Source organism: Dactylosporangium sp. CA-139114 (assembly GCF_050955725.1).
Classification (GTDB): Bacteria; Actinomycetota; Actinomycetes; order Mycobacteriales; family Micromonosporaceae; genus Dactylosporangium.
The window spans coordinates 6964834-6982551 of the sequence record NZ_CP192080.1; the positions used below are offsets into that span (position 1 = coordinate 6964834).

19 protein-coding genes are annotated in these 17718 nt (G+C 74.5%); 3 read left to right on the forward strand and 16 right to left on the reverse strand.

Annotated features, from left to right (window positions below; all coding sequences use genetic code 11):
• Positions 1-3 precede the first annotated feature (3 nt).
• From ACQP2P_RS31040 to ACQP2P_RS31095, 12 genes are all read right to left on the reverse strand, one after another.
• Positions 4-837, reverse strand: coding sequence for a carbon-nitrogen hydrolase family protein (locus ACQP2P_RS31040; RefSeq protein WP_433606802.1), 834 nt, complete (start codon positions 835-837; stop codon positions 4-6).
• Entirely contained in the window at positions 834-2198 is a 1365-nt protein-coding gene (locus tag ACQP2P_RS31045) for an MSMEG_0567/sll0787 family protein (protein WP_433606804.1), read from the reverse strand. The genes ACQP2P_RS31040 and ACQP2P_RS31045 overlap by 4 nt, the downstream gene beginning before the upstream one ends.
• A complete protein-coding gene (locus ACQP2P_RS31050) occupies positions 2195-3247 on the reverse strand; it encodes an MSMEG_0568 family radical SAM protein (protein ID WP_433606806.1) in 1053 nt (350 codons plus the stop codon). Before ACQP2P_RS31050 ends, ACQP2P_RS31045 begins: the two co-directional genes overlap by 4 nt.
• Positions 3247-3759: an MSMEG_0572/Sll0783 family nitrogen starvation response protein gene (locus tag ACQP2P_RS31055; RefSeq protein ID WP_433087818.1), complete on the reverse strand. Its 513-nt coding sequence runs from the start codon at positions 3757-3759 to the stop codon at positions 3247-3249. Before ACQP2P_RS31055 ends, ACQP2P_RS31050 begins: the two co-directional genes overlap by 1 nt.
• A gap of 11 nt (positions 3760-3770) precedes the next feature.
• Positions 3771-4571, reverse strand: coding sequence for an amidohydrolase family protein (locus ACQP2P_RS31060; protein WP_433606808.1), 801 nt, complete (start codon positions 4569-4571; stop codon positions 3771-3773).
• The gene (locus ACQP2P_RS31065; protein ID WP_433606810.1) at positions 4568-5866 is read right to left on the reverse strand and encodes an MSMEG_0569 family flavin-dependent oxidoreductase; all 1299 of its coding nucleotides are present in this window, start codon (positions 5864-5866) and stop codon (positions 4568-4570) included. Before ACQP2P_RS31065 ends, ACQP2P_RS31060 begins: the two co-directional genes overlap by 4 nt.
• Positions 5863-6144, reverse strand: a complete 282-nt coding sequence (locus tag ACQP2P_RS31070) for an MSMEG_0570 family nitrogen starvation response protein (RefSeq protein ID WP_433606812.1) — start codon at positions 6142-6144, stop codon at positions 5863-5865. The genes ACQP2P_RS31065 and ACQP2P_RS31070 overlap by 4 nt, the downstream gene beginning before the upstream one ends.
• 134 nt (positions 6145-6278) lie before the next feature.
• Entirely contained in the window at positions 6279-7148 is an 870-nt protein-coding gene (locus ACQP2P_RS31075) for a hypothetical protein (RefSeq protein ID WP_433606814.1), read from the reverse strand.
• A gap of 8 nt (positions 7149-7156) precedes the next feature.
• Positions 7157-8518: a hypothetical protein gene (locus ACQP2P_RS31080; RefSeq protein WP_433606815.1), complete on the reverse strand. Its 1362-nt coding sequence runs from the start codon at positions 8516-8518 to the stop codon at positions 7157-7159.
• Positions 8511-8807: a DUF6403 family protein gene (locus ACQP2P_RS31085; protein ID WP_433606817.1), complete on the reverse strand. Its 297-nt coding sequence runs from the start codon at positions 8805-8807 to the stop codon at positions 8511-8513. Before ACQP2P_RS31085 ends, ACQP2P_RS31080 begins: the two co-directional genes overlap by 8 nt.
• Before the next feature lie 46 nt (positions 8808-8853).
• The gene (locus ACQP2P_RS31090; RefSeq protein ID WP_433606819.1) at positions 8854-9246 is read right to left on the reverse strand and encodes a HEAT repeat domain-containing protein; all 393 of its coding nucleotides are present in this window, start codon (positions 9244-9246) and stop codon (positions 8854-8856) included.
• 24 nt (positions 9247-9270) lie between these two features.
• Positions 9271-10371, reverse strand: a complete 1101-nt coding sequence (locus ACQP2P_RS31095; RefSeq protein ID WP_433606821.1) for a magnesium transporter CorA family protein — start codon at positions 10369-10371, stop codon at positions 9271-9273.
• 102 nt (positions 10372-10473) lie between these two features.
• On the opposite strand from ACQP2P_RS31095, the gene ACQP2P_RS31100 reads away from it, so the two are divergent.
• On the forward strand, positions 10474-11190 hold the full coding sequence (locus ACQP2P_RS31100; protein ID WP_433606823.1) for a VOC family protein: 717 nt from the start codon (positions 10474-10476) through the stop codon (positions 11188-11190).
• 99 nt (positions 11191-11289) lie between these two features.
• On the opposite strand, the gene ACQP2P_RS31105 is transcribed toward ACQP2P_RS31100, so the two are convergent.
• Positions 11290-12504, reverse strand: coding sequence for an MFS transporter (locus ACQP2P_RS31105; protein ID WP_433606825.1), 1215 nt, complete (start codon positions 12502-12504; stop codon positions 11290-11292).
• Between the two features lie 92 nt (positions 12505-12596).
• Positions 12597-12962 carry an STAS domain-containing protein gene (locus tag ACQP2P_RS31110; protein ID WP_433606827.1) on the reverse strand — a complete coding sequence of 122 codons (366 nt, stop codon included), beginning with the start codon at positions 12960-12962 and terminating at the stop codon, positions 12597-12599.
• A 330-nt stretch (positions 12963-13292) separates the two neighbouring features.
• Between ACQP2P_RS31110 and ACQP2P_RS31115 the strand changes: the two genes are divergently transcribed.
• Both ACQP2P_RS31115 and ACQP2P_RS31120 read left to right on the forward strand, forming a co-directional pair.
• The gene (locus ACQP2P_RS31115; protein ID WP_433606829.1) at positions 13293-14267 is read left to right on the forward strand and encodes an AraC family transcriptional regulator; all 975 of its coding nucleotides are present in this window, start codon (positions 13293-13295) and stop codon (positions 14265-14267) included.
• Entirely contained in the window at positions 14264-15214 is a 951-nt protein-coding gene (locus tag ACQP2P_RS31120; RefSeq protein WP_433606831.1) for a helix-turn-helix transcriptional regulator, read from the forward strand. Before ACQP2P_RS31115 ends, ACQP2P_RS31120 begins: the two co-directional genes overlap by 4 nt.
• A 24-nt stretch (positions 15215-15238) precedes the next feature.
• On the opposite strand, the gene ACQP2P_RS31125 is transcribed toward ACQP2P_RS31120, so the two are convergent.
• Both ACQP2P_RS31125 and ACQP2P_RS31130 read right to left on the reverse strand, forming a co-directional pair.
• Positions 15239-16081: a hypothetical protein gene (locus ACQP2P_RS31125; protein WP_433606833.1), complete on the reverse strand. Its 843-nt coding sequence runs from the start codon at positions 16079-16081 to the stop codon at positions 15239-15241.
• 53 nt (positions 16082-16134) lie between these two features.
• A complete protein-coding gene (locus ACQP2P_RS31130) occupies positions 16135-17691 on the reverse strand; it encodes a discoidin domain-containing protein (protein WP_433606835.1) in 1557 nt (518 codons plus the stop codon).
• Positions 17692-17718 lie beyond the last annotated feature (27 nt).

A 17718-nucleotide genomic window follows, 5' to 3' on the forward strand; every position in this document is an offset into this window, starting at 1 on the left:
GGGTCACATCATCGACGGTGCGAGGGCGCGGTACGCGTCCGGGCGCCGATCCCGCAGGTGGGCCATGGACCGCCGGGCGGTCGCGAGCGCGCCGGCCACGTCGACGTCGGCGACCGCCAGCCCGGCCTCGACGCCGGTCGTCGCGAGCACGTCCCCGCCCGGGTCGACGACCTTCGCGCTGCACACGAACCGCAGCGAGCCGAACCGCCCGGCCTGGTTCGCCGAGAGCCACACGACCTGGTTCTCCAGCGCCCGGGCCCGGTCGAAGAGGTCGAAGCGGCGGGTCCAGCGGTCCTCGGCGAGGTCGTCGGGGGCCCCGGTGCGGCTGCCCGGCCAGGCCGAGACGCACACGATGATCTCGGCGCCGTCGAGGGCGAGGTCGCGGGCCGACTCCGGGAACGCCTTGTCGTAGCAGATGAGCAGCCCGAGCCGGCCGACGGGCGTGTCGAACGCGGCGAACGAGTCGCCGGAGTCGTAGCTGGCGTTCTCCCGCAGCGGCTGGTGCACCTTGCGGTGGTTGCCCAGCACCCGCCCCGCGCCGACGCAGACGACGCTGTTGAACCGGGTGCCGTCGCCGCCGTCCTCGCAGTAGCCGGCGCACACCACCATGTCGCCCGCGATCACGGTGAGCCGCGCGATCTCCGGGCCGTCGAGACGCAGCGCCGGCGGCTGGTCCGCGCCCCCGTCCAGGTGCGCCAGATAGCCGCCCAGGCACGCTTCCGGAAGCGCCAGCAGCTGTACTCCCTGAGCCCGCGCGGACGCGACGAGCCCCTCGATGCGGGCGAAGTCCGCCTCGAGGTCCCGGTCGAACGCCGCCGCCACGGCCGCCATCCTCATGCCGCAACCCCCATTCCCGTGACTGCCCCGTCGATGACGTCGGTGAGCTCGCCGTCGGGCCACCGCAGCCGCACCCCCGCCTCGGCGACGAGCTCGCCGCACTCGGCGGTGACCGCGGGCCCGGCGGGCGCGTCCACTGTGGAGCCGGCGGTGAGCATCGCCAAACCGGGGAAGCAGGTGAGCCAGTCCCCCATGCTCGCGCCCGCGGGCCGCGGCACGGCGACGACGTCGAGCACCGCCCCGCACCCGCTCGACTCGGCCAGCATGCCGAGCGTCCCGGCGATCCCGGCCATGGACACGTCCTTGGCCGCGGCCGGCCGGGCCGCCGCGACGAAGCCGAGCATCGCGCGCAGCTGCGCGCCCGTGCGCCGGCTCGTCGAGTCCCACTGCCGGCCGTGGTAGCCGGGGCGCCAGCCGCCGCCGAGGTCGGCGGTGAGCCGGATCCGCTGCCCGGGCCGCCCGCCCCCGCCCGGCACCGGATGCGCGGCGCGGCCGAGCGCGGTCGCCGACAGCGCGGCGGGCACGCCGAGCTGGGTGTGGCCGCCGAGCACCGGGATGCCGTAGGCGTCCGCGGCCCGGCGCAGCCCGCCGAGCACCCGGGCGACGGCCGCCGCGTCCCGGCCCGCGACCGCGTTGAGCAGCCCGACGGGGGTCGCGCCCATCGCCGCGAGGTCGTTGACGTTCACGAGCACCGCGCACCAGCCGGCCCAGTCCGGGTCGCGCTCCACCATGGACGGCAGGATGGCGTCGCAGGCGGCCACGAGGTCGCTGCCGGGCACCGGGGCGCCGTCGTCGCCGACGAACCCGGCCCCGCCCGGGGCCAGGCCGTGCAGCAGCGGGCCGAGCGGCGCCTTGGTCGCGGCGGCCAGGGCCGCGATCCGGCCGATCGGCCAGCGCATGAGCACGTGCGGGCGCCCGGCCACGGTGACCGGCCGCACCGGCCGCCAGCCGAGGCGCTGGAACATGCGCTGCCAGCGGGCCTGCACCGTCGCGTCGAAGCGCAGCGCACCGGCCTGCTCGGCGTAGGCGCACGCGGCACGCACGAGCGCCGGCCCGATCTGCCGGGCGCCCCGCACCGACGGGTCGACGGCCAGCCGCCCGCCGACCCACCAGCCCAGATCCGGCCCGTCGGCGGCCGGCCCGACCCGGACGCCGCCGAGGAGCGCGCCGTCGGCCGCGCGGGCCTCGAGGACCACCGTGCGCGGGTCGTCGTCGCGCTCGTCGCGGTCCTCCCGCTCGAACAATCGCTGCTCGTCGACGAAGACCCGGGTCCGCAGCCGGTCGTAGTCGCCGCGGTCCTGCGCCGGCTCGATGAGGAACCGCGGCGGCGCGCCGAGCAGCGCGGGCACGAGGTCGGTCATGCGCCGGCCGCCTGCAGCACGCCGCACGCCCCGCACGCGGCGCAGCCGGCCCGCTGATCCGCGCCGAGCATCCCGGCCGCCCGCAGCAGTGCGGCCACCCGCTCGGTGACGTCCCGCACCAGCGACGGGGCGGGGCCGGGCACACCGTCGCGGTGGGCGAGGGTGCCCGCCATGGGCCGCAGCGGCACCACGAACGGGTAGACCCCGCGCTCGATGAGCCGGGCCGCGCCCGCGACGAGCTCGTCGGGGTCCTCGCCGAGACCGATGAGCAGGTAGGTGCTGACCTGGTTGCGCCCGAAGACCTCGACGGCGCGGTCCCAGGCGGCCTCGTACTCGGCCATCGGCACCGAGCCCTTGCCCGGCATCCAGCGCCGGCGGACGGCGTCGTCGAGGGACTCGGCGTGGATGCCGATGGAGACCGCGCCGGCCGCGTGCAGCTCGTCGATCGCGGCCAGGTCGCCGGGCGGCTCGATCTGCACCTGGATCGGCAGGCCCGGCACGGCCGCGAGGACCGCCCGGACGGCCTTCGCCAGGTTGCGGGCGCCACGGTCCGGGCCGGCGGTGGTGCCGGTCGTCATCACCATCTGCCGGACCCCGTCGAGCCGGACGGCGGCCTCGGCGACCTCGGCCAGCTGGGCCGGGGTCTTCGCCGCGGTCGTCGCGCCGGAGCGCAGCGACTCCTCGATGGTGCAGAAGCGGCAGCGCTGCGCCTCGGCGTAGCGGATGCAGGTCTGCACCACGGTGGTGGCGAGCACGTCGCGCCCGTGCAGCCGGGCGATCTTCTCGTAGGGCACACCGTCCGCGGTCACCAGGTCGTAGAAGCGCGGACGGCGCACGACGTCGAGGGAGAGCCCGGTGTCGGCCTCGCCGAGCCAGAGGCGACTGCCGCGGATCTCGTACGGGCTCGCGGGGTCGATCGGCAGGGCCGCGTTGCGCCCGTCGATGACCACGTGCCCGTCGTCGCTGGGGCCGGCCCCGGCCGGGCGGCGCACGGGTGTGGGCACCCGCACGCCGCGCACGGCCAGGTCGGCGCGAACGTCGATGCTCATCAGAACATGTACGTCGAGTTGATGATGGCGCCCTTGCGCGCGTAGTGGATCAGCGCGTCCTGCACGTCGAGGGGGTGCGTGGGGATGACCCCCTCGATGAGGTCCTCCTCGCGGGCACCGTGCAGGGACAGGCCGAAGCGGCAGCAGTACACCTTCCCGCCCTCGGCCATGAAGGTCTTCAGCGAGTTGTTGATGTTGTGCTCGCCCGGGAACGCGGAGTTGCCGGTGGTGGGGAAGCCGCGGGTGGCGAGGCAGTTGAGCGAGCCGGGGCCGTAGAAGTAGATCGCCGACTCGAAGCCCTTGCGCAGCGCGCGGGTGGCCTGCAGCACGGCGACGAAGCTGACCGAGGACTCGTGCGCGATGCCGTGCACGAGGGTGAAGTAGCTCTGCCCCTCCTCGGCCTGGTAGTCGGGGAAGACCTTGGTGCCGCCGTAGATGCTGGAGCCCTCGGCCAGCGCCGGGTGCGGGATCTCGTTGAGGCTCTTCTGCTCGAGGTCGGTGAGGTCGGACATGCTGTGCTCCTTCAGCCGTAGAGTTTCTCGAACGTGGTGGTGAACACGAGGTCGGACAGCTCCGTTCCGGCGACGGCCGCGCGGAGCTTCGCGTGCTCCCCCGCGTGGTCGCCCCAGGGTTCGTCGCTGGCGAACAGCACCCGGTCGTGGCCGAGGCCGCGCCGGTCGATCTCGGCGGCGAGCCAGCGCGGGGTGAACCCGATGGCCCAGGACAGGTCGGTGTAGACCTGCTTGCCGGCCGCGACCCAGTCGAAGAAGCGGCCGCCGGCCAGCTTGATGTGGCCGCTCATGCCGCCGCCGAAGTGCACCAGGTGGATCCGCACGTCGTCGCCGTAGCGCTCGACGAGCTCGCCGACCCGGTCGATGTCGGAGGCGGCGCCGGGCGAGGTGTGCACGTGGACGACGAGGTCGTGGGCGCGCGCGGCGGCGAAGATGGGCTCGAGACCCGGGTCCTCGGCGCCCCCGCCGAGCAGGAAGCTGAGCTTGAGCGCCCGCACGCCGGGCTCGCCGGCCAGGCGCAGTGCCGCGGCCGTACGGTCGCGGTCACTGTCCTTCGCGGACACCCACAGTCCACATCGGACCCGGTCGTCGCGCTGGGCGGCCTCGACCACCAGCTCGTTGAACCCGAAGGCCACGTCCGGGTCGGGGACGCCGTAGTTGGGCAGCACCAGGGCGCGCTCGGTGCCCTCGCGGTCGAGGTCCGCGAGCAGCTCGTCGATGGTGGCCCGGGCCGTGGTGTCGGGGCTGACCGGCGGCCCGCCGTAGAACGGGTAGGCGGGCAGGACGCCCAGGTGGCGGTGCGCGTCGTTCATGCCGCCCACTCCAGGTCCGGGTAGGTCTCCGTCGGGGTGCCCGCGAGCCAGCTGACGCCCTCGGTCAGCCGCCGGCGGCGGGCGGCCGTGATGTGCCCGGCGAGGTGGGCGGCGTCGCGGGCCACGCCGGCGAAGCGGCCCGAGCCCCAGGTGTGCTGCCAGGGCAGGCCGAGGAAGTAGAGGCCGGGGCAGCTGGTGACGCCCCGGTCGTGGGTCGGGTAGCCGCGGCCGTCGAAGACCGGGACCTCGATCCAGCGGTGGTCGCGGTGGAAGCCGGTGCTCCACACCACGGCGGCGATCCGGTCGAGCCCGAGCTCGCCCTGACCCCCCTCCGGCCGCCAGACCGGGGTGTACCGGCGCTCGACCGGCGCCTCGATGCCGTGCCGCGCGATGTACGCGTCGACGGCGTCCTTGATCCCCTCGGCGACGGCGTCCGCGTGGTCGAGGTTGGCCGCGAGGTCGTCGGCGAACGTGGCCCGGCCCGACGCGATCATGCGCAGCCGGCCGTACAGCCGCATGCCCTCGGTCGCGAACCGCCGCAGGTCGATGTCGCGCCCGCCGTCGCGCCCGGTCATGTAGTGGTTGGCGCGCAGCCGCACCTCGTCGGCGTCGCCGAACTCGTGCACGCCCCGGTCGTAGTGGCCCATCTCCTCGAGCCAGGCGAGGGTGTCGCGTCCCCGGTAGCGGCGCGCCGCGCGGGGCGCCCCGCCGACCGCGAGGTGCACGATGCGCCCGGCGAGGTGCAGGTCCTCGGCGATCTGGCAGCCGGACTGCCCGGTGCCGACGACGAGCACCTCACCCGCGGGCAGCTGGTCCGGGTTGCGGTACTGCGACGAGTGCAGCTGCACGATGTGCCCGGGCAGCCGCTCGGCGACGCGGGGCACGGCCGGGCGGTGGTAGGGCCCGGTCGCGACGACGACCTGGTCCGCGGTCATGGCTCCCGCGCTGGTGTGCAGCTCGAAGACGCCCGCCGGGTTGCGGCGCAGGCGCGTCACGTCGACGCCCTCGCGCAGGGGCGGGTCGAAGCTCGCCGCGTACCGCTCCAGGAACGCCACGACCTCGGGGCCGGCCATGAACCCGTCGGGGTCGTCGCCGCTGTAGGCGTACCCCGGCAGCCGGCACTGCCAGTTGGGCGTGACGAGGCAGAAGGAGTCCCAGCGGCGCTCGCGCCACTCGTGCCCGACGCTCGCCCGCTCCAGCACGGCGTGGCCGATGCCGAGCGCGCGCAGATGCCAGCTCATCGAGAGCCCCGCCTGCCCGCCGCCGACGACCACGACGGGGTGGTGCTCGGTCATGCCTCGATCCCTTCCACGACCACGTCTCCGGCATCGGGCTGGACGGCCGCCCGGGCCTCCACGAACGCGAGCGAGCGGGCGGCGCGGCCGCACGGGTATCCGTACGCGGCGCGCACGCGGTCGCTGGCGAGGCCGAGCGCATGGCGGGCCTGGTCGACGAAGTCGGCGACCGGCATCCGCTGCCCCGCGGCGAAGAATTCCTCGACGATTGTCGATGGCGAATAGATCCGTTGCGCGGCACCGTCGGGCCAGCGCACCAACACATACCGTTCGGGCATCGCACCCCCCTCCACCGGCTGGTGATGGGGCCCAGTCAAGAAATCGCGTGTTTCGGCGGAGTTTCATCCGGAACAACTCGCCGTGAGATGGTCCTCACCGGAGCGGGCGGTTTCGCGGCCGTTTCCGGCGTGCGTCAGGCCAGGGTGCGAAGGCGCTCGCCGATGCGTTCGGCGCGCTCGGTGAGGCGCGTGAAGTCCTCGGCGCCGCGGCGGTCGGCGGCGGCGATGTCCTCGAGGAGCTCGCTGTAGTCGGACGCGGCCGCGCGGAAGCGCTGCCGGGCGGCCTTGGTCCGCTTGGGCGCGCCGTCGAGGTCGACGATCTGCTGGGCCACGGCCGCCATCGCGGCGCTGAGCACCGTCCGGCCGTCCGTCGCCTGCTCGCGGCGCTCCCGGCGGGCGGCGGCGAGGCGGCCGGCGCGGCGGGCCCCGAAGTACAGCACCGCCGACCCGGCCAGCACCGAGCCGAGGGCGGCCGCCGCCACGAGGTAGCGCGGCAGCGACGGGCTGATGGTCCGCGAGTCGGTCGGCACGACGTCGGCCTTGGCGAGCTTGTCGTAGCTGACCGCGATCACCTTGACCGCGTCCAGGGGCCGGTCGGCGAACGGCGCGATGCCCTCGCCGATGACCGACTCGGCCACGAACGCGTCGCCGAAGTGCTCGTCGCCGCTGCCGGGCAGCTGCGAGCAGCCGTACCGGTCGTAGCCGTCGCTCTTGCGGCTGATCACGAGCACGAGCGTGCCGGCGGCGGCGCGCCGCACCGCGTGGCACGCGTCGCGCAGGTCCGCGCCCGGGCGCAGCAGGATGACGACGAGGCGCCGGTTGCCGATGACCCGCTCGGCCGCGGCGACGTCGAGGCCGGTGCCCGGGTCCGCGTAGACCGACTGGGTCCGCACCTGCCGGGCGATCGGCCCGTCGAGGGCGCCGCCGCTCCACGCGGCCCAGCCCGCGAACACCAGGCAGGCGAGCACGGCCAGACCGAACGGGGTGGCGATCCAGCGCCGCACGGCCGCCCTCACGCGAGCGGCCCGCGCAGGTATTCGGCCGGGCGGTAGCCGCGCACGCCCACCGCGCGGCCCACCCGGTCCAGGTCCCGCTCGGCGTCGTCGAGCAGGCCGCGGATCTGCGAGTCGGGCCGTCCGCCGCCGATGGCCTCGCGGGCGGCGCCGAGCCGCGTGATGGCGCGGGTCAGGTCCGGGTCGGTCGCGGGGCCGGTGAGGCCGGAGACCTCGACGGCGAGCGAGCTCAGCGCGGCCAGCCGGGCGGGCAGGCCGGGGGCGACGGCGCGGCCGCGCGCCGGGCCGACGCGAGCGGCCGACAGCAGCAGGAAGCCCACGACGCAGGCCGCGAAGAGCCACGGCAGCACCGGCAGCGCCACGCGGACGGGGTCGACGGGGCGGTACGGCAGCGGCCGGTCGAACAGGCCCGAGTAGCGCACGTCGGCGACCCAGCCCAGGTAGGCCCCGAGGACGTTCTCGGCCGGGTAGGCGTAGGTGCTGAGCCGCTCGTCGAAGCGGGCGTAGAAGCCGGACGCGGCGATGTCGGCGAACTCGGCCCGGTGCGGGCCGTGGTATTCGATCCAGTCGCCGACCATGAGCACCAGCGCCTTGTCCGGGAACGCCTTCGCCAGGGCCGGGCCGTAGTCGGGGGCGGGCGTGTCGCGGGGCTGGGCGGGCAGCGCGACGACGAGCGCGTCGGCGGTGCCGAACGCCTCGGTCAGCCGCTTCGGCGAGACGGTGGGCAGGCCGACGGCGGGGTCGCTGTACTGCCCGCCGGCGCGCAGCGCATCCGTGACCGTGCTCAGCTCGGCGGCGGTCGGCTCGCGCCACAGCCCGCCGGCGGGCGGGGTCGCGACCTCGGTCTTGTTCAGCCCGTTGATGAGCCCGATGAGCTGGGCGGTGACGTCGTTGCGGGCGAACTGGGCCCGCCACTCGGGCAGCAGGCTGCTGCTGGACTGGTACGGGCCGCCGGTGACCTCGGTCCCCATGATGCGGATGGTGGCGTTGTCGACCTCGCGGACCTGCTGCTGCTCCTTGCTGAGCCCGGGCGGCGCGACGATGATCCGCACCTGCTGGGTGCCCATCGCGGCGCGCACCGCCTGCTCGTCCCAGGTCGCGACCGAGCCCGGCACCCGGACCACGGGGTCGGCGGCGACCCGGGCCCGCATGTCCTCGACGGAGGGCAGGCCGGCGTCGGAGAGCTCACCGGCCGAGCCCTCGGCGATCGTGGCGGTGGGCGGCGACTGGCCGTACGTGACGTCGGCGCTCTGCCGCTGCGCGACGAGGAACGCGGTGACGCTGAGCGCGGCGATGCCCAGCAGGGTCCAGCGCACGACACCCGAGTGCCGGCGGACGCGGGTCCGGATCGCCTCAAGCACGGCCGGTCTCCTGCCAGAGCCGATCGGCGGCGCGGGCGCACCGGGCGGCCTCCCGGGCGGCACCGGCCCCGCCCGGCCCGGCGGCGATGGACTCGGCCCGGCCCAGCAGCTCCTCGGCCGCGGCGACCCGCTCGGGGGCGGCGTCCCGGCTCACCCCGGCGACGGCGATCGCGGCCCGGGCGTCGGCCCAGGCCGCCGCGCGCCGTTGAGCGGTCGTTCGCCGCCGGGGGACGTACGCGGCGGCGAACCCGGCGACCACGAGCGCGATCGCCCCGATCAGCCAGCCCACCCCCGCTCCCATCAGCCGTTTCCGGCCTCCATGATCCAGGAGCGGGTCAAGGGCCGCAAACGGTGGGGTGCTCCCGCAGGGCGGCCCGCGCGCCGCTGCGGACGCTCTCGTCCTCGTCGTCGCGGGCCGCCGCGCGCAGCGCCGCCGCCACGTCCGGGTCGGCCGCGTAGGGGCCGAGCGCCATCGCCGCGTACTGCCGGACCAGCTCGTCCTCGTCGCGCAGCGCCACCACGAGCGCCCGCCCGGCGGCGCGGCGGTCGGCGGGCGGCCAGAGCCCCAGCACCTTCATCGCCTCGATGCGCGCCAGATCGTACGCGCAGCCGTCGGCGGTCAGCTCGACGAGGAACGGGTACAGGCGCGGATCGCCGAGGTGGTCCTCCAGATAGATGTTCTCGGGGGCGGTGCGGAACCGCTCGAGCAGCCGTGCCACGTCGTCCATGGCGGGATCATGCCAGGCGCCGCGTCACAGCCAGCGGTTGCGGCGCAGGTACCAGTACAGCAGCGCGCCCAGCGAGAGCATGATCGCGCAGCTGGCCACGAAGCCGCCCGTCCGGCCGAAGCCCGGGTAGGGGACGTTCTGGCCGTAGAAGCCGGTCACGGCGGTCGGCACGGCGATGATCGCGGCCCAGGCGGCCAGCCGCTTGGTGATCTCGTTGAGCTCGGCGGCCTGCTCGTTGAGCTGGGTGTCGGCGATCCGGTCGACCCGGTCGCGGGCGGCGTCGACGGACTCCACCGTGCGCAGGGCGTGGTCGTAGACGTCCTGGTAGTACGGCGTCAGGACCTCGTCACGCAGGTGGCTGTCGGCGCGGGAGAGCCGGCTCACCACCTCCTGCATCGGGGCCACCACCCGCCGCAGCGCGGCCAGGCTGGCGCCGAGCTCGTAGGCGCGGCGGCGCACGTCCACGTCGGTGTGGGCCTGGAACAGGTGCGTCTGCAGCTCGTCGACGGCGTCGTCGAGCTGCTCCACGGCGTGGTAGTGCCCGTCGACGACGACGTCGATCAGGCCGTACACCAGCGCGCTGACCTGGTTGCCGGCGTCCACGAGATCGGCGTTGAGATCCCAGCGCGCGATGAGCGTGTCGATGTCGAAGTCGTCCTTGCGCACCGTGACCAGCGCCCGCGGCGTGATGAACACGGCGATCTCGCCGGCGGTGAGCGTGACCGCGGTGCCGTCGACGCTCACCGCGTACATGTTGGCGAACAGATGGCTGCGGTACCGGTCCACCTTCGCGCGCTGGTGCGAGGTGATGGCGTCCTCGACGGCGAGGGGGTGCAGGCCGAACTCGTCGACGACGATCTGCAGGTCCCGCTGGTCCGGGTCGTACAGGTCCAGCCACACCACGGCCCGCTCGTCGGCGGCCAGGCGCTCGGAGAGCTGCTCGGCCGGGAAGCCCTCGTCCAGCAGCTCGCCGTCGCGGTACAGCCTGGTCCGCGTCGGGCACTGCGGCGGCACGGCCATGGTCACGCTCGGCGCCGACGGACCGGGCGTCTGCGGGTCCCCGGGCGCCTCGGTCGGCTCGGCCACGAGCTCGTGCTGCTGATCGGTGGTGGTGTCGCGGGCCATGCAGATCAGTTTCCCCAGCTCCGGCGGCGCGATACCGCGCTCGCCGATTTTTGTCGTACCCCCCGGGCACAATGTCGATGACTTCGCAGAGTTGGGGGCGACATGATCGGCAAGCTGGAGATGGTCGTGCTCGACGCGGCCGACATCACCGGGCTGTCCGCGTTCTACCAGGCGCTGGCGGGCTGGTCCGAGGACAGCGTCGAGGACGGCTGGATCACGCTCGGCACGCCCGACGGCTGGCGGGTCGCCTTCCAGCTCGCCCCCGACCACCGCGCGCCGCGCTGGCCCGGCCAGTCGCAGCCCCAGCAGGCCCACCTCGACCTGCGCGTGCCCGACCTCGAGGCCGGCTCGGCCCGCGCGGTGTCGCTGGGCGCGACGCTGCAGCAGCGCAACGAGGGCTGGCACACCCTGACGGACCCGGCCGGCCACCCCTTCGACCTGTGCCTGTCCCCGGACGTGACCGGCGTGACCCTCATGGGCGTGATGCTGGACTGCCCCGACGCCAACCGGCTGGCCCGCTTCTACTCCGAGGTGCTCGGCAAGCCGCTGACCTACGAGGCGGACGGGGTCGCGATGATCGGCGAGGACGGCGCCCAGCCGATCCTGTTCCAGCAGGTCGCCGACTACAGCGCGCCGCGGTGGCCGGACCCGGCCCACCCCCAGCAGGTCCACCTGGACATCGAGGTGGACGACCTCGATGCCGGGGAGGCGGCGGTGGTGGCGCTGGGGGCGGCGCGGCAGCCGGGCGCGGGCCGGTTCTTCCGGGTCTTCACCGACCCGGCGGGCAAGCCCTTCTGCCTGACCGCGCAGCCCTCCTGACGAGCCCGGCCCGGCCGGCGCGAACCACCGCACGGCCGGGCCACCGCACGGCGGGGCGGCGGGCGGCGAGCGGCCGGGTGATCGTTCGCGGTCGCCGGGCTACCGGGGCACCGTGGTCTCGTCGGCGGTGGGGGCCGGACCGGCGGGGATCAGCGGGCCACGGCGGCCCAGCGCCCAGACCAGCAGGGCGAACGCGCTCAGCGCCAGGCCGGCGGTCGTGATCGCCGTCCAGCCGCCCGCCGACCACAACACGGCCGCCGCGGCCGAGCCCAGGGCGCCGCCGGCGAAGATGCCGGTGACATACGCGGTGTTCAGGCGGCTGCGGGCCTGGTGGGAGACGGCGAAGACGCGGGACTGGTTCAGGATGGCCTGGGTCTGCATGGCGACGTCCAGGATGATGATCGCCACGACCACCAGGACGGCGGAGTGCCGGGCGAAGGCGGCGACGGCGAACGACAGCAGGATCGCGGCCCACGCGGCTCCGGTGGCCGGCAGGGACCAGCCGCGGTCGTGCAGGCGGCCGGCTCGCTGGGCGGCCACGGCCCCGGCGAGGCCGGCCAGGCCGAAGAGGCCGATGATCGGCGCCGGGTAGCCGAACGGCGGCCCGCTCAGCAGGAACGTCAGGGCGGTCCAGAACAGGGTGAACGCGGCGAAGCCCGTCGCCGCCAGGACCAGGGTCCAGCGGACCGCGCGCTCGCGCAGGGCGATCGTGGCGATCGAGGCGATCAGGGCCGGGTAGCGCAGGCGGTCCTTCGGCGGCAGCGCCGGGATGGCCCGCGCCAGGACCGCGGCCAGGACGAGCATCACCAGCGCGGCGGCGGCGTAGACGGCCCGCCAGCCCGCCACGCCCGCGACGAGGCCGCTGATGGTGCGCGAGGCCAGGATGCCGGTCAGGATGCCCGAGGCGACGGTGCCGACCACGCGGCCGCGCTGCTGCTCGGGGGCCAGGTCGCCGGCGAGCGGAGCCAGGATCTGGCCGGCCACCGTGGTCACGCCCAGCGCGGTGATGGCCGGCAGCAGCGTGCCGATCGACGGGGCGGCCGCGCACAGTCCGAGGGCGGCCGCGGAGCACACGAGCATGATCGGAATCAGTCGGCGGCGGTTCAGCACGTCGCCGAGCGGGACGATCAGCAGGATGCCCGCGGCGTAGCCGAGCTGGGTCGCGGTGATGAGCCAGCCGGCGGCGGCCTTGGAGGCGTGCAGGTCGTGGGCGATGAGGTCGAGCAGCGGCTGGGCCCAGTAGAGGTTGCCGACCGCGGCACCGCCGGCGACGGCGAACAGGAAGATGAGCGAGCGGGGCGGCGGTGCGGTCACCGTCCCATTCAAGCGGCCGGCCCGCGGGACCGCATGGCCGGAGCCGATCGCGGCACGGGCGAACCGGAGCCGATCGCGGCACCGCGGCGGCCTCAGCGGCGCAGACGGAACGCGGACGGGGGCGGGGCCGGGTCGCACAGCGCCGCGCGGGTGCCCGTCGCCTCCAGGATCCTCGCGGGCAGGCCGGTCGGGTCCAGCACGCGGAAGCCGCAGCCGTATTCGGCGGCCAGGTCGCGGGCGTCGAGCAGGGCGCGCACGATGGCCGGGTCGATCAGGGTGGCCCGGTCGATGTCGACCTCGACGGCGCTGGGGGCGCTCGCGATGGCGGCGCGCAGGACGGCGGCCAGCTGGGGACGGTTCAGGCGCTCGAGGCGACCGCCGGCCACGACGAGGACGGTGTGCGACTCCGGGCGGTTCCGCGTGGTGATCCAGCCGGCTCGGTCGTCGCCCGTGGCCATCGTCGCTCCCGTCCCGTCGTGCGCTCGTGCCTGACACCGGCGTCGTGGGCGCCGACGCACCGCCCGGCAGCCGAGCGGCGGCGGCCACCCTGGCGGCGGCCGACCGGCAGGGGCCAACGCCGGCGGCGCCCGGACAGGGCCGCGCGGCGCGAACCGTGCCGGGAAGAGCCGCGGCGCCCACTGTGAGTGTGCCCAGCGTGACGGTGGGCAAAGGGTCCCCACTACCACGCCAAGCGAACGATCGCCGTGTGGTTAGCTCAAGTGCGAAGGTGCGTTATCCGGACAGGAACGTCACTGAGCGGGTAACGTGCCGGAAACTGGAGGTGGATCGTGCATTCGACCGCAGGTCATCCGGGTCTGGTCGACATCCGCACCCGGGACCGGGACGTGATCGCGGAAGCGTTGAACCACGTCGTCACGCACCGGGCCCGGATCACGTTCACGGATCCGGCCGAGGTCGATCTGTCGATGCGCTCGCGCGAGCACGGCGAGCTCGGCGGGCTGCGGGTGCGGCTCGGGGGCGTGGGGTATTCGGCGGCCTCGGAGCCGGTCGGGTACCTCCTGGCGGGCATCGTCGAAAGTGGTGAAATCACCGTCCGGGCCCGGGGCCGGGATATCCAGGTGGGGCCCGAGGACGGCATGCTGTTCCCGGTGAGCCATTCGTTCGTCGGCGAATACGGACGCTCGGCGGTGGGCGCGGTGAGCCTCCCGCTGCCGTATGTGGCGGGTCTGGCCGAGGCCGAGACCGGGCTGCCCGCGGCCGACCTGCGATTCGAGGGGGCGTTACCGGTGTCGGAGGCGATGCGGCGATACTGGGCCGGCACCGCCGCCTACCTGTCCCGCCAGCTCACCACGCCCGGCCTGGAGCTCCCGCCGCTGCTCGCCGAGCACCTGCGGCGCCTCGGCGCGGTCACGATGCTCAGCGTGTTCCCGAACACGACGATGACCGCCGCGCGCACCCCCGCCGACGGCCGCGTGGCCCCGGCCGTGGTGCGCCGCGCGAAGGCGTTCATGGAGGAGAACCCGGAGCGCCCGCTCACCGTCGCCGAGGTCGCCGCCGCGGCCGGGGTCGGCTCGCGGGGGCTGCAGGTCGCGTTCCGGCGCCACCTCGGGATCACGCCGATGGAGTATCTGCGCCGCGTCCGCCTCGAGCGCGTCCACCGCGAGCTGCGGGCCGCCGGGCCCGGCGACGGCGTCACGGTGCGTGAGACCGCGCGGCGCTGGGGCTTCGCCAACCCGGGCCGCTTCGCCGCGGAGTACCGGGCCGTCTACGGCCAGCCGCCCAGCCGGACCCTGCGGGTGTGAGCGTGGCGACGCTGTTCGAGACGACGGATGCCGAGGCCGCGCACCAGATGCTCGTGGCGACCTACGGCGCGATGCGCTTCAGCTGCACCGGCGAGCGGCCCCGGGCGCGGGTGGCACGCACCGTGGTGGGGCCGATCGAGCTGCACCACAACACGTTCACGATGCGCTTCCAGGTCGACGCCGACCCGATCCGCCGGGTGACGATGGGCCGCGTGCTCGGGGGCTCCTTCTCCTACCGCCGCGGCGCCGAGCAGTGCGACAACGAGGCCGGCGACATCTTCATGCTCGCCTACCCGGACGCGCCCTACCAGTCCATCAACATCGACGTCGACCTGGAGTTCGCGGTCATCGACCCGGCGCTGCTGGCCCAGGTCGCCGACACCGGCCCGGACCGCGGCGCGGAGCCGTTCCGGTTCACCGGCTTCCACCCGCTCTCGGCCCAGGCCGCGCGGCTGTGGGGCACCACCTACGACTTCGTGCGCGACAACGTCGCCGACACCCCGGCCGCGCTGGAGCCCCTGCTGGCCGGCAACGCCGCCCGGCTGCTGCTCGCGACCGCGCTGGCCACCTTCCCCAGCAACGTCAGCCACGAGCCGACGATCGAGGACCGCCACGACGCCCACCCGGTCACGCTGCGCCGCGCGGTCGCCTTCATCGACGCCAACGCGCACCGCGACATCAGCCCGGCCGACGTGGCCGCGGCCGCGCACGTCACGATCCGCACGCTGCAGCTGGCGTTCCGCCGCCACCTGGACACCACGCCGGGCGCCTACCTGCGGCGGGTCCGCCTCGAGCACGCCCACCGCGACCTGCTCGACGCGGACCCGGCCACGACGACCGTCGGGGCGGTCGCGGCCCGGTGGGGGTTCGCCAGCCACAGCCGGTTCACCGCCCACTACCACGAGGTCTACGGCCAGCTGCCGTCGGACACGCTGCGCCACCGGTAGCCGCGAACCCTGCTGGAGCGCCGTCTACTGGTAGAGCGCCAGGGTCCAGGTGCACTCGTCCGGGGTGACCACCATGAGCGTGCGCGCACCGGCGCTGCCGCCCTGCTCGAAGACGCCGCTCTCGCCGGTGCCGGACTTCGACACGATGTCACGGCCGCCGAGCTTGTCGTCGGCGATCTCGAAGCGCTGCGGCGCCGGGCAGCTGTACGACCACGCGAGCTGCCACGGGGTCTTCAGCGCCGGGGTGTCGAGGTTGTCGTTGCCGTGGCCGTCCTGCTTCCAGATCGGCTGCCGCGCGTTCGCCCCGCCGGCGCCCTGCGTCACGAAGTCGAGCCGGAACTTGCAGCGGCCCTCGCTGACGACGTCGACCGGGTAGTGGTTGCGGCCCTCCGGCCCGGTGCCCCAGACGTGGATGAGCCCCTGGCCGGTGGGCGTGGTCCCCTCGACCGGGTTGCGGTCGCTCTCGTCGTGCCCGTCGAGGTAGCCGTTGTCGCCGTTGGTGCCGACCGCGATGCGGAAGACGACGTTGTTGAACACGTCCGCGGGCGCCTTCTGGCAGTCCCAGTACTTGAACCGGACCCCGTTGCCGGCGTTGCCGGGCTGGTAGTCGGGCGAGTTGTCGCCGTACTCGAAGTTGCCGTACGGATTCGGCTCGCTCACCGTGACCGTCTTGAGCACCTGCTCACCCACGCCGGCCCCGGCCCCGGACCCGGACCCCGGCCCGGCCGCCGCCGTGGTGGGCGGCGGCCCGGCCGGGACCGTGGTCGGGGGCGGCGGCGCGCCCTGGGGCCCGGGTGAGCCGGAGGAGCCGCACGCCCCCGCGAGCAGCACCGCGACCAGGACCGTGGCGAAACGAGCAGCACGCACGGTGAAAATCGTTGCAACACGGCAAGGAGAATGCCTCGGCGGAACGGACAGGATCAGTAGCCGATCGCCGCCGCGGCGACGTTGCGCATGTTCGTCGCCACCGCCGCCGCCAGGTACTGGTTGGACAGCGCGCGCGGCGACTCGCGGAACAGGATGCCGTAGAGGGTCGCGGCGTCCAGGTAGATCGCGGTGTCGTTGGGGTGCTTGCCGTCGGCGACGATGAGGTACGACGTGCCGTTGGCCGCGATGATCGTCTCGAACTCGTCGCTGATCGGGGCGACCAGGTTCGGGGTGCCCAGCGACGCCGACAGGGCCGCGTAGTTCGTGTCGATCGCCGCCGTCTCCGCCGCCCGCGTCGCGAACGGGGCCGGGTCGACCAGCGCCCAGTTCTTGAACAGCACGATCCGCCCGCCCGGCTTGAGCGAGCGCGCGAACGTGGGCGCGTAGGTGCCGAGCAGCGTGTTCGTCGCCTGGGCGGGGTTCGTCGCGACCAGCGTGGAGTACTCCTGCAGCACGATGTAGTCGTATCGCTTCGCCCCGCTCAGGGCGGTCGCGACCTCGCCGCCGTCCCAGGTCTGCTGCAACGTGTTGCCGAAGTGGATGACCTCGGTGACGTTCAGTGTGCGCCCGGCCGCCGACGCCAGGTGCTTGACCAGGGCGGGCGTGTCCTCGCCGGAGGCCCCGGTCGCGGTGCCGAGCAGGCTGTTGCCCACGAACAGCACGTCCACGGCGGCCGGGGCCGTGGCCGTCGCCGTCACGGTGAAGTGGATCGTGTAGGCGGGGCCGAGGGCCGCGCCCGAGGACGACAGCGCCTGCACGGTCAGGGTGTACGTGTCCGGCGTGGACAGCAGCGGGCAGTCGACGTAGTCGTTGCACAGGAAGTAGGGCGCCTGCGACTCGGTGCGGGTGTAGGTGCTGCCCTTGGCGCCGGTCATGGTGAAGGTGACGCTGCCCGGGCTCACCCCGGCGGCGATGTCGGCGCGCAGGCTGAGGTTGCGGTTGGCCAGGCGGGTCAGGTCCACGACCGCGTCGTCGACCAGCGGGCTCAGGCCGAGGATCGGCTTGCGGGACACGTCGTTGACGAGGGACAGCCCGTTGATCGCGCGGGTGGTGGCGGGGCTGCCGGTCGCGGTACCGAAGACCTGGAACTCCCAGAACGAGTAGCCGTAGGCCGCCAGCGCCCGGGTGGTCAGGTTGATGCGCACGTACCGCGCGGTGCCGGTGGCCGCGATGCTCTGCTTGCCGCCGGGGCCCGTCGTGGTCGAGTAGGCCTGGGTGTACGCGCTGCCGTCGGACGAGAACTGGATCGTGAACGCCTTCGCGTACGCGTTCTCCCAGGTGATGTCGATGCGGCTGACGGACGCGGCCGCGCCGAGGTCGACCTGGAACCACTGGCTCGCGGCGAAGGCGCTGGACCAGCGGGTGCCGGTGTTGCCGTCGACGGCGGCGGTGGCCGGGGTCCCGGCGCTCTCCTGCGAGGAGGCGGTGACGGGCTTGTTCTGCGAGAGCACGACCTCGGCGGCGTGGGCCGGCGGGACGAGCACCCAGGCGAGGGCGGCGGCGAGCACGAGGGCGAGGGCGCCCCCGAGCAGGCGCGGGCGAGACGTCATGGCGGTGACTCCCGGATCGATCTTGCG